This is a genomic window from Spirosoma jeollabukense (assembly GCF_054777855.1).
The window spans coordinates 184256-201549 of sequence record NZ_BAAHAD010000008.1 but is presented as its reverse complement, the minus strand read 5'-3'; the positions used below and the strand labels follow the sequence as shown (position 1 = coordinate 201549).

The following is a 17294-nucleotide window of genomic DNA, read 5'->3' as shown; positions in this document are numbered from 1 at the left end:
CCGATGTAAACGTACTAGGTATGAGTGTTTGGCAAAAAGAGAATAGGAAGAATGGACGCGCGTATGGATGGATGTATGTTTTCAATGATAGTAGGTAATGCACAGTACTAGACTATAACCCATAGTTTACAGTATACGGTTTACGGTGTTTGATAGGCTGACGCACCGTAAACCGTATACTGTAAACTAGTCTTCTTCAATAGCTTCCAGAATATCCATTAACTCACCGAACTCTTTGTTGCCGGGCCGTTCCTCAGTCCCACCCGTCAGTGCGATACCCCGAACGGGTAATTGGGCCAGTAACTCATGGACGTTAGCCACCGAAACACCCGTTCCTAATAAGATCGGATAACGGGCCGACAATCGCTGGAGAGCCGTTTTCAACTCATCATCCAGGTGAATTGGTCCATTGCTTTCGAGCAGCACATAGTCGGCTCCGGTAGAACCCGTCTGCAGTAACGTATCGAGTTGGTCGAGCGTTACCTGCGATACATCAGTACGTAGTATAAGCGGTTTGCCAAATGTACCGAGGTAGGGCAATAAAGCCGCTTCATCTACCTGCAACAGATCGGGGTGATACGTATCGAGAAGCTGTTCGATCACTTCGGGGTCGGTGCTGGCTGTTTCGCCGACAATCTGAACGCCCGCCACCCACGCCCGTATCTCGTCAAACTTTTTGGGCTCAACGTAGTCCGGCGAGTCGGCATCCATGGAGAAGCCAAGCATATCAACGCCCATACCAGCGCAGTAGCGGGCATCGCTGAGGTTAGTTACGTTCGAAATTTTAACCAGCGTTTGTAGGGCCATGTTGTCAGGTATCAGTTAGCGGTGAACAGTAATCAGAATGTGGCTGCGAAGTTAAAGACCGGCGCGCATTGTATGACTCTATTTCCGTTTGTATTGTTCGGCTTCGGACAGCGGGTGTACGATTTCGGACAGCTCTCTCTACCCTGAATAGCCGAATTCAGGCCATATATCAACTTTTTATAAGTTGGCAAAGCATTTGTTCTACAAAAGTTAATGTAATTCTTAGCCATGAAACGAACGTACTTAGGCGAGTTTGAAGAAATCGTACTATTGACCGTTGCCATCCTGAACGAAAGTGCTTATGGGGTCGCCATCACCGACGAACTGGACCGGCAAACGGGCCGCTCGGTGAGCATTAGCGCGGTTCATGCGGCCCTACATCGGTTAGAAGAAAAAGGCATGCTCACATCCATCATGGGCGAAGCGACAGCCGAGCGTGGCGGACGGCGCAAACGGCTCTTCACGGTTACGGTGCTGGGCAGTCGTGCGCTTCACGACATCCGGGCCATGCGCGATCAGTTGTGGAGCTCGATTTCACCCAATGCTTTGCCCGCCATAAGTATATGAAACCAACTGTTCGTCCACCGCGCTGGGCCGACTGGCTGCTCGAATTCTTCTGCGCTCCTCACCTGCTGGAGGAAGTGCAGGGCGATTTGCACGAGCGCTACGTCCGAAATGTGAGCCAACTGGGGGCGTCTAAAGCCAATCGTTTATACGCAATCGATGTGTTGGGCTTTCTCCGCCCTTTTGCCCTGAAACGTCAGCCCGAAGCCTATCCGTCTATTTCCTTATTCAGTATCGACATGCTACAGAATTATATCAAAATTGCCCTTCGCAACCTGGCCCGACACAAAGCCTACTCAGGCATAAACATCGTTGGATTAAGCATTGGTTTGGCAGCCGCTATGCTGATCATGCTGTATACCAAAGACGAGGTTAGCTATGATCGCTTTCACGAAAAGAATCCCTCTATTTACCGAATTACCAGCAAACACCTGAACGCAGCCGGCATTGTCGAACAACTCCAGCCTTATACCGGACTATTTCCGGGTCCAAAGTTTCATGCAGGCGTTCCTGAAATAACCACATTTGTTCGGTATCGGGAAGGTCAGAAAGACATGAAACAGGGAAACGAGGTACTGAGTCAGGTAGTCTATATAGCCGATACCAGTTTCTTCTCTGTATTTACGTTTCCATTACTAAGTGGCAATCCAAAAACTGCGTTGCAAAATCCGCAATCGGTTGTGATATCGGAAGAAATAGCCAAAAAAAACTTCGGAACTACAGAAGCTCTTGGCAAGACCTTATTTTTCAAAGAAAACGACAAATTTGAAGCGTACACCGTAACGGGTGTTTCTAAAAAATGCCCGCAAAACTCGTCTATCAAGTTTGACGTATTAATGCCGATGGTGGTTAAAGAAGATGAATTTGCCAATAACATGAATTGGTTTAGTGTCTTCATGAATACGTTTGTCATTGTTAGCCCCAACGCTAACCTAAAGGCAGTAGAGGCAAAAATGAATAAAGTTTATCTGGCGGATGCGCAAGGCAGTATCAAAGAAATAGCTAAAAAGTATGGGGAGACAGGAAAAACTGAATATGCGCTTCAGCCATTTACCGAAATGCATTTGAGTACGGAGTTATCAGCGAGCAATGGACTGGTAGACGAGAGTAACCCTACTTTTTCGTATATTTTATCGGGTATAGCTTTATTTATCCTGCTAATTGCCTGTATCAATTTTGTTAACCTGACCGTAGCTCGTTCGCTGAAGCGGGCTAAAGAAATTGGCGTTCGAAAAGTAGTGGGTGGTGCCAGAACGCAGCTTATTATTCAGTTTTTGGGTGAATCGTTTCTTCTTTGCTTTGCGGCCTTTTTGCTTGCCTTTGCGTTGCTTGAACTGGCCTTACCGACGTTCAATAAGCTGGCTAATAAAGCCCTGGCGCTTTTATACTTGTTCGATACCAAACTAATCATCAGCTATGTAAGCCTATTTATCGTAACGAGTCTACTGGCCGGATTTTATCCTGCCCTTGTTTTATCGAGTTATAACCCGGTCCAGACATTATACAGCCGATTTAATCTTTCGGGCAAGAATTACCTGCAAAAGTCACTGGTTGTATTACAATTTACACTGGCGTCCTTTCTGATTATTGCCTCACTGACTATTTACGCTCAATTCAACTATCTGACTAGTAAAAATTTGGGTTATGATGACAAAAACGTGGTCATTATTAATAAAGGAAATCTAAAACGTAGTGAAGCAAAACTCTTCAAAGAAGAATTAGTAAAAAATCAGAATATACTTGATGTGGCACCAAAAAATGGTGGTCGCTGGGGTACGGTCGCGAAAATTAACGGAGATACACAAATAAATTTTGAGTATGAAACGGTAAATGAAGTTTACCTACCACTGTTCAAAATTCCTATTGTAAAAGGACGAAATTTCTCAACTAATTTCCCGTCAGATTCTACACACGCTGTCCTGGTAAATGAAACATTTGTCAAAAAAGCAGGCTGGAAAAATCCTATTGGACAGATCGTTGATTTCTGGTTAGACAGTACGAAATATAATATAGTTGGTGTCGTAAAGGACTATCATTATACCTCGCTGAGCCAGGAAATAAAACCGCAACTGTTTACTATGAAACCAAGGAATAATTACGGAAAAGTGTTTATAAAAATTAAACTGAATACCGAGACGGCCAGCCTTCATTTCATCGAAGAAACGTTTAAAAAGCTATTTCCTCTTAACCCCTATTCTTACCAATTCATGGACCAGGAAAACCTGAAGCGCTATGAGTCGGAAGCCAAATGGAAACAAATGATGCTCTTCGGCGCTATGCTGACCATCTTCATTTCGTGCATTGGTCTCTTTGGCCTGGCTACACTCTCGGCCGAACGACGGACGAAGGAAATCGGCATTCGCAAAGTGCTGGGAGCCTCCGTTACGGGGATTGTTCAATTGCTGTCAACTGATTTTCTGAAACTGGTGTCCATCTCATTCATTTTTGCCTTCCCCACTGCCTGGTACGCCATGCAGGAATGGCTGAAAAATTACCCCTATCGAATCAACATCAGCGTCTGGGTATTTCTCATGACTGCCTGCATTGCCATTTCCATCGCCTTTTTAACCGTTGGCTGGCAATCGCTGCGTGCTGCCATGATTAACCCGGTAAAGAGCTTGAAAACGGAGTAAATGCATAGGGGATTTCGCCCCTGCCGTGACGACGGACCACCTTAACCCCAGTTCCCAACCTATGTCCCCTTCCCCGCCCCGCTGGGCCGACCGGCTGCTCGAATTCTTCTGTGCTCCTCACCTATTGGAAGAGGTACAGGGGGATTTGTATGAGCGCTACGTCCGGGATGTACGGCAGCTTGGCGTAGCCAAAGCGAATTGGTATTACACCCTGAACGTTCTGAGTTTTCTACGGCCGTTTGCTGTTAAACACCGATCAAGTGAATTTTCATCCCCTTTACTCGTGAGCCCTGTTATGCTACGTAATTACTTTAAAACCGCCATCCGCAGCCTGACCAAAAATCGGGTCAGTACAGCAATTAACTTGTTTGGCTTAACGCTAGGAGTTACGGCCTGTCTGGTCATCTACGTCATCACAAACTATGAGCTGAGGTATGATACGTTCCACCCCGACAGCGAACGAATTTATCGACTGGTTGGGGAAGCCCAATACGGGCCAACCGGCGAAAAACACCCGGTAGGTTTCCCGCCCAATGCCGTTCCTCTGGCCCTCCGCCAGGAAGTATCGGGCCTTGAAACGATTGCCGCTTTTCACAACATTGAATCGGATGTACTGATCCCGAATGGCAGCCAGAAGACGAAGCGATTTGAAAGCCGGAGACGAACGGGTGGAAACGCCGATATTATCGTTGCAGAACCGCAGTACTTCACTATTTTCAAGTATGAGTGGCTGGCCGGCAATCCCCGAACAGCGCTGAATGAGCCCTTTAAAGTGGTTTTGTCCGAACAAAAAGCGCGCAGGTATTTCGGGGATTTGCCGCTGGAGCAGATCATGGGCAAAGAGGTTATTTACGTGGATTCGGTGCGGGTCAGCGTAGCGGGCATCGTGAAGGACTGGACGCAACCGACTGACTTCACCTTCACCGATTTCATCTCATTCGCCACCATCCGGGCCAGTCAACTCAAGCGCGAAATCAATCTGGATCAATGGAATGACATCTGGTCGGCGTCGCAGGCATTTGTTAAATTACCCAAAGGCGTAACACCGGATCAATTGGTGGTACCCTTCCGGCAATTTTCCAAAAACCACGCCCAGAAGGAAGTAAAATTCGAGCCTGGCTTGCAACCCTTGTCCGACCTTCACTTCAATGACGAGTATCAGGATAATTATTCGCGCAAAGCTCACTTGCCAACGCTCTATGGGTTGATGGCCGTAGCGGGTTTCATTCTTCTGATTGCTGCCATCAATTTCATCAATCTGGCAACGGCTCAATCTGTCCAGCGGGCTAAAGAAGTTGGTATTCGGAAAGTGATGGGCAGCAGTCGCCAAGGGTTGATTGCCCAGTTTTTAAGCGAAACGGCGCTGCTGACGTTTGTTTCCGTTTTGATTGCGCTGGCGCTTATAAAGCCACTACTTTCCGTCTTCCAAACCCTGACACCCAAAGGATTAACGTTTGATCTATTGAGCGCTCAAACGCTTCTTTTCCTGAGTATTGTCGTGCTCACTACATCCTTACTAGCCGGGTTTTATCCGTCCTGGGTGTTGTCTTCGTACGTACCTGCGCTGACGCTAAAAGGTCAGAGTGCCTTAATCGGCGGACAAAAAGGCTACTTACGCAAAGGGTTGATTGTTTTCCAGTTTGCCGTCTCGCTGGTGTTTATTATCGGTACGCTGATGGTTGGGCGGCAACTCAATTTCATGCGAAATAAAGATCTTGGTTTTTCGACGGATGCCATCATTGAGGTACATACCCTGCGTGACGACAAAAGCCTGGTATTGGCCCAGAAAATTAAACAACTAGCGGGTGTTGACCGGGTTGCCATGCAGTGGTTTCCTGTAATGGGCCAAAGTCACATGGTTACTAAATTGACATACAAGGGAAAGAAAGAGGTGGAAATGGACGTATCAGCCAAGATTGGCGACGAAAATTTCATTCCGCTCTATCAGCTCCGATTTCTGGCCGGCCGAAATTACATGAAGAGCGACTCACTACGTGAACTCGTGATTAATGCTACGTATGCTAAAGCCCTGGGTTTTAAGAAGCCAGCCGATGCGATCAATCAGTTCATTGAGTTTCAGGGGAAACAGTTCCCGATTGTTGGCGTCGTCGCTGATTTTCATGAACAGTCGTTTCACGAAAAAATAGGCCCTGTCTTCCTTGGGTATATGCCGCGGCAGGCCAAAAATATTGGGGTTAAACTAGCCACCAAAGGCGGACAGTTGAGCAATCTGAAAACGACGCTGTCGAGTATTGAGCAGCAATGGAATAGCGTGTATCCCGATCAGAAATTCGACTATACGTTCCTGGATGAGTCCATTGCCAAACTCTACGAAAAAGAGCAGAAAACGGCCCAGCTTGTCAACACGGCTACGGCCATTGCCATCCTGATTTCATGCATGGGGTTATTTGGACTGGCGACCTTCACGGCCGAGCAGCGTACCAAAGAGATCGGCGTGCGGAAGGTATTGGGTGCCTCAGTGGCCAGCATTGTGGGGTTACTCTCGAAAGACTTTCTCCAGTTAATGATCATCGCGCTAGTCATTGCCTCCCCAATTGCCTGGTGGGCCATGAGCCAATGGTTGCAGGATTTTGCTTATAAAATCAACCTCGACTGGTGGGTATTTGCCCTGGCCGGATTGATGGCTATCAGCATTGCTCTCCTGACGGTAGGCTTTCAGAGTATTAAAGCTGCTTTGGTCAATCCAGTGAAATCACTACGTTCAGAGTAGCAGGCAGTAAGGAAAAAACCGTAGCGCAGCCGGAAGGCCGCGCTACGGAACTTGGTGTGGACAAAGTTATTCGTTTAGCAATTTCACCGTTTGGTGTTCTTTGCCGGTTTGCACCTGCAACAGCAGCAGCCCACTACGTTGCCCCAGCGGCACCCGTACCTGGTCCTGAGCACCGGCCTGATTAATCATATGCTGATATAACGCGCGCCCCTGACCATCCACCAGATTCAGTTGGACCCGTTCACCCAATACGCCAGAGATTTCTACCTCTGCCGTTTGACCCACCACCGGGTTGCCCAGTACCCGCACCTGTAAACCGGCATTTGGCTCCCCTGAGCCTACGCGTGCCCGGCCACAGGCGGCTTTCAAATCCCATATATAGGTGACTGTCTGCCCACTCTGGCGAGCCATCAGGGTGAAGGGTTTGACATCATTGGCCGTGCGGCTGTCTTTATCGACAAACTGATTGGGGTTCGTCGTCCAGCCCGTAATGCCTGCGGCCTGGTACTCGATAGGACTGCCATCTCCGCCTGTGGTTTTGAAGGTAATAGCCCCCGTCGAACAATTGTAGTCAGGGGCTATCAACGCGAACGCACCCCCAACCGGAGGAGTCGTCGGTAAGACGGTGATCTTGAAGCTTGTACTGACCGAGCCACCGACTGTACTGGCGTTAACTGTGACAGTGTATACCCCGGCCGTGGTAGCGGTACCCACCAGGACAGCCGCCGGGGTGAACATCAATTCCACGGTCTCCAGGAAAAGTGACACGCCCGGGGGCAAGCCATTGACACTAAACGACCAGTTGGGCCGGTAATTGGGAACACCACTGGTTGGATCAGAAAAATACCCTCCCAGTACGAAGTAAACCGACTGACCGACCGTGTAGGTCTGATCGGGAATGGGACGAACCATCGGCGGTTTAGGAGTGGGTGTGCTGCCGTTGCAAGTCGCTTTCAGGTCCCAGATGTAGGTGACTGTCTGCCCACTCTGGCGAGCCATCAGGGTGAAGGGTTTGACATCATTGGCCGTGCGGCTGTCTTTATCGACAAACTGATTGGGGTTCGTCGTCCAGCCTGTAATGCCCGCGGCCTGATACTCGATGGTGCTGCCATCTCCGCCCGTGGTTTTGAAGGTAATAGCCCCCGTCGAACAATTGTAGTCAGGGGCTACCAACGCGAACGCACCCCCAACCGGAGGAGTCGTCGGCGAGACGGTGATTTTGAAGCTTGTACTGACCGAGCCGCCAACCGTACTGGCGTTAACTGTGACAGTGTATACCCCGGCCGTGGTAGCGGTACCCACCAGGACAGCCGCCGGGGTGAACATCAATTCCACGGTCTCCAGGAAAAGTGACACGCCCGGGGGCAAGCCATTGACACTAAACGACCAGTTGGGCCGGTAATTGGGAACGCCGGTTGTCGGGTCAGAGAAATAGGTCCCAACGGGAAAATTAACCGACTGGCCAACAGTGAAGTTCTGATCGGGAATGGGGCGGGCCACGGGGGGCTGTGGCGTGGGCGAAGTGCTGCTACAGGCCGCTTTAAGATCGAAATTATACGTTACGCTGACCCCGTTTTGGGTAGCCGTGATCGCTATGAATTTGGGATCACTACGTAGACCCGCTTCAACAGTACCGAAGTTATCTGTTGCCGAAGCCCGCGTGACGCCCGGTGCAATGTAGGTAATGGTTGATCCATCGCCCCCACTGGTATTGAACGTAATGAATCCTGTCTGACAGTTGTAAGTGGGCGCGGTAAGCGTCAGGCCAGGTGCTGGCGGTTCCACATTCAGTTTAACCACCTCTCCATAGGTTGACGTGGATTTCAGAAACACCAGGCTACCATCCCCAGCGCGGTTGATGTCCTGCAAGTAACTATCCGACGAACTGTCGAAGACCCGCTGAGCCACAATGTTGAACAAATTCGGGTCGTTCAAACTCACATTCGCACTACTGACTTTCAAAATTTGAGGGTCGGCCCCGCTCGACAACGACGTATTGCCAACGGCGTAGTAGTTGCCAGAATACCGGGTGATGTAGGCTGGTGTAGGGGCCGTACCCAGCGACCTGGCCCGTTTAAAATTGCCATTCCAGTCTACTTCCAGAATGGCCGTGGTTGGGCTTCCACCCGGCACCAGCCCGGCCCCGACTAAGGCATAGCCTGTTCCATCAGCGGAGGGCATCAAGTCGGTAACCGTGTACATTTTACTGATTGAACCGGGCATGTTTGGAGTTAGTGGCAGCCCATCCAGCAGTTTCTGCCAAACCACATTCCCCTGCCCATCGAGCTTGGCCAACCAGCCTGTATTTTCAGTCAAGCTACTATTATTCAGGCCGTTGATTTTGCCTGATGTGTTATAATAGCCCGTAACCAGGTAGCCCCCATCGGGTGTATTTATCACCGCTTCTCCTTTGGTCAAACTGATATCAGGGTTCGCCGGGTTGGGGGTCGGATAGGCAATCTGCCTGGACCAGGCAAACGTACCTGATGCATCGTACTTCCGGATAATGAGCTGATACGTTAAAATACCACTAGTCCCTGTTCCATATTGAGGATCTGACAGAATCAGCAAAAACCCGCCATCGGGTGTACCGATCAAATCCTCGTTGGTAGACGAATTTCCGAAGAGGTCACCATCCTGCCATACCCTGGGCCCTCCGTTTGCATTGATTTTGATGGCAACACCATTTCCTCTAAACGATATTTTTCCGGCAACAGCAACACCGCCATCAGTGGTTGCTGCGGCAAAATGAATACTGGCAATCGCTTCGTAATCATAGCCAGGAATTTTTCCGCCAAGGTAAAATCCACCCTTTAGCAGACCAGTGTTCCAAAGTTGATTTCCCTGTAGCGAGTTTTTGATGATGCCATCGCCTGCCACGCTGGGAAAACCAGGGTTGTTGCCCTGATTGATAAATACCGTCGATATTATATTGCCGTCAGTTGTTACGGCTAAAGCGGTTCCGGTTTTCGTCCATTGGACATCCGGAATCGGCTGGGCCCAGGCTGGTTGACTGGTTAGTAACCCTATACAAAATAGAGTCAGCCAAAGGCGGTGCGCTAGTTGTAAATAGATATTTTTCATACGTGTAAAAAATGAAAGTGGTTTTATTATACACAGAAAAGCCTGACAGACCATCCTGGGCGTCAATCTAAACAATTAGAAGAAATAGTATTACTTTTCTAATTAATTTGCCCCAAAAGTGAAAGAAATAGTCCCAGATTTATAAGGAGGAAGGCTCTGGGTGGGATTTTACACGATGATGTTTTGACGATACAGGCGTTGTATCGATGACTTTTCAGCCAGTAATCTATGCCCTTAATAACTTCCCACGAAGTGAAATCAGGTGGCGAAATGACTTACCAATCCCCCTACTTCTCGCTGGTGGTAACCAACTACGAAAGGAAGGAGTAGCCTTGCTAAAATATTTTGTTCGGTATTTTTCAGTAAGGGATGACCCGGCAAACTAATAAAATCTACTGAACCCAGTCATTCTTTTTCATCCAGACAAACAGGGGCTGCATCCACTCATCGGTGGGTATTTTCAGGACAAATCCGTGATCTCCTTTTGGATATATATGCATTTCGGCCGGTACGCTATGATGACGTAGCGCTTCGTAAAAAGCAAGGCTGTTGTCTACATCAACGACTTTGTCATCACCCGCGTGAGTAAGGTAGGTCGGCGGAATCTGTTTCGTTACGTGCAGTTCATTCGAAAATTTTTCGATCTGGTCGGCGGTGGGATTGGTGCCTAATAAATTCGTTCGTGAGCCTTTGTGGCCGAGTGTTTCATTCATCGAAATAACCGGATAAATCAGAATCATAAAATCAGGCCGTAAGCTGGTTTTGTTCGTATTCACAATAAATGGTTCGTTGAACTTCGTTCCGGCAGTAGCCGCCAAATGCCCACCCGCCGAAAAGCCCATGATGCCAATTTTGTCGGATTTGAGCCCCCATTCGGTGGCGCGTTCCCGTACGGTTTTTAGGGCTCGCTGGGCATCCTGAAGCGGTCCTATGCTTTTATCGACCATGATGGAGTCGCTGGGTAACCGGTATTTCACCACAAAGGCAGCGACTCCATGCTTTGTGAAGGTTTCCGCAATTTTAACGCCTTCCGCATCATAACTTTCTCCGGAATAACCGCCACCCGGAAAAATAACAACCCCGGCGCCATTAGCTTTTTCTTTCGATGGCAAAAAGATCGTCAGTGTCGGTTTTGACACCTTTCGGTACCAAACGATCCTGCCGTCTTTTTCCGTAGTCAGCTCCTTCATCGCATAGGACGTGGCATTGGGGATTGATCCGGAATACAATGGAATAACCTGCTGAGCCGAAACGCTACCAGCGAACAATAGCGGGAAAATAGAGAAACCAAGTTTTGTCATACGTAAAGAAAGCAGGATGCTTTTCATTTTACTTTTGGCGGGCATTTTAATTTACGCTGACTGTAGCTCCTGGGTGTCTGTGTCGATCAGTAGTATCCCTTCCGTTGTGTCATTCAGATGGCCCATCAATGCGCCTTTATCATTCCAGATCGACGAGTTACCTGCACTGTCAAAGTTATCGCAATGCCCCACACAGTTTGCCATCAATACGGTCATGGAATACGTACTGGCAATGGCGGCCAGGCGTTTGCTGGCCTTTTCAACGCCATCTGCCGATTTCGCAACACTAGCAATATACACGGCTGCCCCGCTTTCAAAAGCGTTCTGAGCGTGTTCGGAAACGGATAATTCGTAACAAATGGCAAGGGCAATTTTTGTGTTATTGATCGTCAGAAAAACGGCCTGTTGCCCACTGACAAAATACGGCTCTTCATCGGCATGTAAATACTGCTTCGAATAGGTTTGGCGTGGCGTGTTTGGTTGAAAAATGAGCAGGCTGATCTGAATACCTGACTCACTTTCGGTCGGCATACCAACCCCAATTGTCATGTGGTTCGTATCGCTATGGGCCTGTAAAACAGCGAATCGGCTGTCATCCGACGTAGTAGCCAGCGTTTTTGCCAGTTCGGGTTCATAACCGGTTATGGACAATTCAGGAAAAATAAGCATGTCAGCTCCGTTGAAAACAGCTAACTCTACTAGCTTTTTGTGTGCATCAATATTCCGCTGAACATCACCTTTAACAGGTCGGATCTGGGCTACACCAATCTTCATTACCTGAGCTGTTTGAACGTTTATTACCTTCTTTTTTACACCTGGCTCATCCAAAGTGGCCTGGCTGCCACTACGTTCGCATAGATAGCGCAGTCGGCAGAGTGAGCGCCGGGCAAGTAACCGATGCTCATCAAAAACTCGTTGACAATTTCGCCACCCGTAAAGCGGAATGTCTTTTTGAAGAGCTTCACCCATTCTTCTTTCGTTTTGGGATGATGCAGCTCCAGCCATTTTTCAAATGAGCCATGTTCGACCTGTAACTGAAGAATAGTCTTCGCATTATCAATGGCTGCGTTCACTTTCAGCCGGTTGCGGATGATGCCCGGATCAGCCAATAGCCGTTTTCGGTCCTCATCGGTATAGGCGGCTACGGTTTTCAGGTCAAAATTAGCGTAGGCTTTTCGGAACGTAGCTTCCTTTTTCAGGATGGTTTCCCAACTTAAGCCAGCCTGATTAATTTCCAGCACCAGCCGACAGAACAGTTCATTGTCATCATGGATGGGAAAACCGTACAGATGGTCGTGATACGCTTTATGCAGAGCTTTTCGCTCGTCGGGCATGGAATCTATGGCGCGGCAGTAAGACATGGACGTCGGATTTAGTTGTCAAAAATACGTCAATAACTGTACCGCAAAACGCTGCCATACTTAAAAGAAAGGCGTCCTCATCCTGGCGTTTGCGGTAGTCCAGAGGAAACAAACGTTTTCATACATTACTCAGACGTGCACCGTTTATTTTCCATATTAGTTGCGTATGCTTTCAATCTACGTTAAGTTTGCAACACTATTTATATTTAATCTAAATAAGTATAAATATACTGTGTACTGATTGAATGATGGTAAGCAATCGACAGGTGGCCTGTTGACATCGTGTTTTAATCATCCTTCTTTTTTTACCCAGTTCAAATACAAAACCCGGTGCACAGTCGCCAAACGTTACACCGGGTATCCGTCAAATCATTCTCCAAAACGATTAACAGAGTAAACAAAAGTATGAAACAATTTACGTACTATGGGCGTACGGGCTCACGTAGTGCCTGTCTATTCATTGCGCTATTTCTATCACTCAATTTCACCTACGCCGACGCTCAATTTTCAGAAGCAGGCCGGGGGAATGTAAGAGGCTCGGTTCAAACCGCCGATGGCAAGCCCGCTGGTTTCGTCAACGTATCTATTAAAGGGCTGAGCAAAGGAACCATCACCCATGAGGATGGCAGCTATCTGATCAAGAACGTATCGAAAGGTGCCCACACCGTAGTGGTTCAACTGGTTGGTTATGCGCCGGTTGAGCTGAATGTGGACGTTGTCGCCAATGAAACGACGTCCATCCCAGTGATCAGTCTCAATGAAGACTCCAACATCTTGCAGGAAGTATTGGTGAGAGGAAATGGGAACAAATTTGCTAATAAGGAATCGGATTTTGTGGCTCGCCTGCCCATCAAAAACCTGGAAAATCCTCAGGTTTACACAGCCGTAAACAAAGAATTGATCAATGAGCAGGTAGTCACCGATTTCAAGGATGCGCTGCGGAATGTTCCGGGCGTTGCCCCTAACAATAACCCGGCCGGGGGAACGGGCGCAACCATTCGGGGATTCAACGCGACCACAACCATTCGAAACGGGATGGCCGTTCAGATTTACCAGTCGGATGTGATCAATCTGGAACGGGTTGAGGTTATTAAAGGTCCGTCTGGTACGTTGTTTGGCTCCAGCCTGATCAGCTTCGGGGGCTTGATTAACCAGGTGACGAAAAAACCCTTCGACACGTTTAGAGGAGAGGTTTCGTATACGGCCGGGAGTTACAAACTGACGCGATTCACGGCGGATATCAACACGCCATTGAACGCGGATAAAACGGTTTTGTTCCGGGTGAATGCAGCCGCTCATTCGGAAGGCTCTTTCCAGAATTTCGGTCATAACCGGCGTTTTACGGTTACCCCTAGCCTATCCTACAAAGTCGATGATCGGCTGTCGTTTAGTTTCGATGCCGAGCTTAATTCAACCAATCGATCGACGGTAGCGTACTATCAAACCCTGAACCGAACCTCCTACCGTACTTTCAAGGATATTCCCGTTAATATCCGTACGTCGCTCGGCGGAGAAAATATAGACGCCGATCTTACGTCGCTGAACTACATGGCGGGGGCAAAATATGTGATCAATTCCCAATGGACGTCCCAAACGAATCTGGCCGTTGGCAATAACCGAATTGAGCACAGTAACCAGATTTATCCAAACTGGACAAGTGATACAACGTTCAATCGCAATGTGTTCAATTACGGCCCGCGCATTTTCACGTCCATCAACGCCCAGCAAAATTTTGTGGGAAATTTCCAGATTGGCGGTATGCAAAACCGGTTGCTGGCGGGGATAGACATCTTCTCATCCACGAGCCAGCTACGGTTCACTAATGTCGGAACGTATGACATCGTCAATACAAAGCGAGCGATTCCGGGCATGGTACTGGAAAAAATAGACGCGCTGATTGCCACAAAAGTCAACACAAATTCAGAAACCAAATTAAGCACCTATAGCGCCTACGCGTCTGACGTGATCAACCTGTCGAAACGGCTGATCGTGATGTTGAGTTTGCGGGTCGATCGTTTTGTGAATAACCCCAGCATTACCGATGGCGTAGCGGCTACCAACAACTATGAGCAGACGGCACTGTCGCCCAAATTTGGCTTTGTCTACCAACTCGCCCCTGATCAACTGTCGTTTTTCGGAAATTATATGAATGGGTTTCAGAACGTAGCACCCGTTGTTCAACCCGATGGCGCTACGTCGGTTTTCAAGCCTTTAAATGCGAACCAGTGGGAAGTGGGCCTGAAAGCGGAAGCCTTTAACCGGAAACTAAGTGGCAGCATAAGTTACTATGACATTGCCATTAACAACGCGACCCGGCTGGAAAATAATTTCACGCTACAGGATGGCTCTCAGAAAAGTAAAGGCTACGAAATCGAGCTGATCGCCAATCCGGTTACAGGCCTTAACATCGTGGCGGGTTATTCGAAGAATGAAAATAAAGTGACCAAAGCGGCTGACTACGTAGGCAATTATGTCGCGCAGATGCCTACTGACTTTGTTAACCTTTGGCTCAGCTACAAATTTTCTGGACAGGCGCTGAAAAACCTGGGAGTTGGTATTGGCGGCAACTACGTATCGGATTGCTTTTTCGACCCGGCCAACATCATTATCATTCCCGGCTATACGCTCCTCAACGCATCGGTCTTCTACGATCAGCCGAAGTGGCGGATTACGTTTAAAGGAAATAACCTGACCAACCAGGCTTATTTCTCAAATTATGGGCTTCCCCAGCCCTTGAAGCAGCTCATGGGCTCGCTGACGTTCAAATTTTAACCGGCTCTTAGTTACTGGTGATTGCATCCACGGTCCGGGCCGCGTTTGGCTTCAGCCCGTGGGTACAATCAAATCACGTACATAGGTTATAGCTCCTCTTCTCATGAGTAAGTCAAAACGTTCACTTTTCAGGCGCATCAACGCATGGCTCCATTTATGGCTGGGGCTGGCGTCGGGTATCGTCGTTTTCGTCGTCTGTTTATGCGCCTGTTTGTGGGTATTTCGCTACGAAGTCTGGTATTTTACCGAAACCTACCAACGGGTTGAACCTCAGGATCAGCCCTTTCTATCACCATCGGTATTGCTGAAGAAAGCCCAGGCATTTGCGCAAAAAGCCGACGGAAAGTCAGTTATGCTGACCGGTATTACGTATGGTGGACCGAATAAATCGGTGTTCGTCAACTATAAACCAACTAAAGATAAATTCTATGCGCTTTACCTGAATCCGTATACGGGCGACATCATCCACCGTAAAACAGGTCCATCGACAGCCGAAACGTTTTTCATTTTTGCCCGAAGCGGTCATCGGTTCTTTTTTTTGCCGCCAAAAATCGGCAGTCCGCTGGTCGGCAGCGCCTGTATCATTTTCGTCATCCTGATGATTACCGGACTCATCTGGTGGTATCCCAAAAAATGGACAAAGTTGACCCGCGAGAAAAGCTTTGCCATCAAATGGAAAGCAAACTGGAAGCGGGTCAACCTGGACTTACATAACGTATTAGGCTTCTATTCGCTGTTGGTCTGCATGGCCTTAACGATTTCAGGGATTGTCTACAGTTTTTCCTGGTTCGACAAGGGATACCACTGGTTATTAACGGGCAACGCCCAGGACACTCATCATCACACCCGATCACACGAACACCCTTTATCCGACACGACCATAACCGCTGCTGCTTACTCAAAACCGGAAGATATTATCTGGCAAAAGATTCGTCGGGAGCATCCGGGCCATTTGGGTCGATTAAGCCTATCATTTCCGGATGAAGCCAGAGACCCTTTTGAAGTGACCATAAACCCGGAGGACGGTACCATTTACAAAACGGTTACCCGATTCTTTGACCGGAACACGCTCAACGAATTACCATCGGACGAATCGCGACGCTACGAAGAACTTACAACAGGCGAACAGATTTACCGCTTGAACTTTGATATTCACGTGGGACAGATTCTAGGTCTACCCACGAAAATTCTGGCTTTTTTTGTCAGCTTAATTGGCGCCAGTTTGCCCGTAACGGGCTTTGTCATCTGGTGGTATCGTGGAAAGAAAAGCGATAAGGGACCTAAAGTTTCCGTTCAACAAACAAGTGGCTCGGTGCTCTGACAACGTTTTCCTATGCGTTTTTTGCTACCAGGGAAACTGACGAGTCAAGTTTAAGAACGGAAGCCATTCCACAAAAGTACAGAAATCAATATAGGATTTTCGCTTTGAGTTGCCCAGCACCCGCTTCTACGCTGGGACTGATGTAGGCAACACCCTGATTGCTATGTGTCGCAATCAGGGTGTTGCAGTAGGGTAAAAAAGTGATAAGCTGCGTCTCGGATGCTCTTATTTATCGATTACTGGCTGAGTGCATCCACACCGACCTGGGCAACCGCATTATCGTTTTCGACGGTGCTTCCCGACACACCAATAGCCCCAATAATGCCGCCTTCGCTGTCTTTGATAGGGATACCACCTGAAAATGTAATCAGCCCACTATTCGAGTGTTCGATATTGTAGAGCGAACCGCCGGGCTGCGAGAGTTTGCCGACCTCTCCGGTTGGCATGTCAAAATAGCGGGCTGTAGGGGCTTTCTTTTGGGCAATATCAATCGAGCCAGGCTCCATCCATACGGACAAACGCGACTAGGTTGGCCCCAGCGTCAGCGATATTCATTAATGTATTGGTTTCAAAGGCTTTTGCTTTAGCCGCTTTGACGGTAGCTTCGGCCTGTTCCAAGGTAATACCCATAGTTTTAAACTGGTAAAAAGGCTAAAATGAACCGCCGAACTAACTGGAATAGCAAATCCAGGGCAACGCTATAGGTTCAGCTTTCCAACT

At 48.3% G+C, this 17294-nt stretch carries 10 protein-coding genes and 1 pseudogene; 5 read left to right on the top strand and 6 right to left on the bottom strand.

Features of this window, described 5'->3' with window-relative positions; translation table 11 throughout:
- Positions 1–186 precede the first annotated feature (186 nt).
- Positions 187–807, bottom strand: coding sequence for a phosphoribosylanthranilate isomerase (trpF, locus tag ACYVEA_RS25050; protein WP_461116168.1), 621 nt, complete (start codon positions 805–807; stop codon positions 187–189).
- 228 nt (positions 808–1035) lie between these two features.
- Here trpF and ACYVEA_RS25045 point away from each other — a divergent pair, with 228 nt between their 5' ends.
- From ACYVEA_RS25045 to ACYVEA_RS25035, 3 genes are all read left to right on the top strand, one after another.
- Positions 1036–1374 carry a PadR family transcriptional regulator gene (locus tag ACYVEA_RS25045; protein WP_461116167.1) on the top strand — a complete coding sequence of 113 codons (339 nt, stop codon included), beginning with the start codon at positions 1036–1038 and terminating at the stop codon, positions 1372–1374.
- Complete coding sequence (locus ACYVEA_RS25040) at positions 1371–4004, top strand: ABC transporter permease (protein ID WP_461116166.1); 2634 nt, start codon at positions 1371–1373, stop codon at positions 4002–4004. The genes ACYVEA_RS25045 and ACYVEA_RS25040 overlap by 4 nt, the downstream gene beginning before the upstream one ends.
- Before the next feature lie 61 nt (positions 4005–4065).
- Positions 4066–6735, top strand: coding sequence for an ABC transporter permease (locus tag ACYVEA_RS25035; protein ID WP_461116165.1), 2670 nt, complete (start codon positions 4066–4068; stop codon positions 6733–6735).
- A 66-nt stretch (positions 6736–6801) separates the two neighbouring features.
- Here ACYVEA_RS25035 and ACYVEA_RS25030 read toward each other — a convergent pair whose 3' ends face one another.
- The 4 genes from ACYVEA_RS25030 to ACYVEA_RS25015 form a co-directional block, all read right to left on the bottom strand.
- Positions 6802–9819, bottom strand: coding sequence for a putative Ig domain-containing protein (locus ACYVEA_RS25030; RefSeq protein WP_461116164.1), 3018 nt, complete (start codon positions 9817–9819; stop codon positions 6802–6804).
- Positions 9820–10211: 392 nt separating this feature from the next.
- On the bottom strand, positions 10212–11120 hold the full coding sequence (locus ACYVEA_RS25025) for an alpha/beta hydrolase (RefSeq protein ID WP_461116163.1): 909 nt from the start codon (positions 11118–11120) through the stop codon (positions 10212–10214).
- A 51-nt stretch (positions 11121–11171) separates the two neighbouring features.
- On the bottom strand, positions 11172–11894 hold the full coding sequence (locus ACYVEA_RS25020; protein ID WP_461116162.1) for a carbon-nitrogen hydrolase family protein: 723 nt from the start codon (positions 11892–11894) through the stop codon (positions 11172–11174).
- Positions 11895–11929: 35 nt separating this feature from the next.
- Positions 11930–12481, bottom strand: coding sequence for a DNA-3-methyladenine glycosylase I (locus tag ACYVEA_RS25015; protein ID WP_461116161.1), 552 nt, complete (start codon positions 12479–12481; stop codon positions 11930–11932).
- Between the two features lie 405 nt (positions 12482–12886).
- Between ACYVEA_RS25015 and ACYVEA_RS25010 the strand changes: the two genes are divergently transcribed.
- Both ACYVEA_RS25010 and ACYVEA_RS25005 read left to right on the top strand, forming a co-directional pair.
- Complete coding sequence (locus ACYVEA_RS25010; RefSeq protein ID WP_461116160.1) at positions 12887–15253, top strand: TonB-dependent siderophore receptor; 2367 nt, start codon at positions 12887–12889, stop codon at positions 15251–15253.
- A 103-nt stretch (positions 15254–15356) separates the two neighbouring features.
- A complete protein-coding gene (locus ACYVEA_RS25005; RefSeq protein WP_461116159.1) occupies positions 15357–16574 on the top strand; it encodes a PepSY-associated TM helix domain-containing protein in 1218 nt (405 codons plus the stop codon).
- A gap of 236 nt (positions 16575–16810) precedes the next feature.
- Here the strand turns inward: ACYVEA_RS25005 and ACYVEA_RS25000 are convergent.
- Positions 16811–17204 (bottom strand): annotated as a pseudogene (locus ACYVEA_RS25000) (GlcG/HbpS family heme-binding protein).
- Positions 17205–17294: the final 90 nt, after the last annotated feature.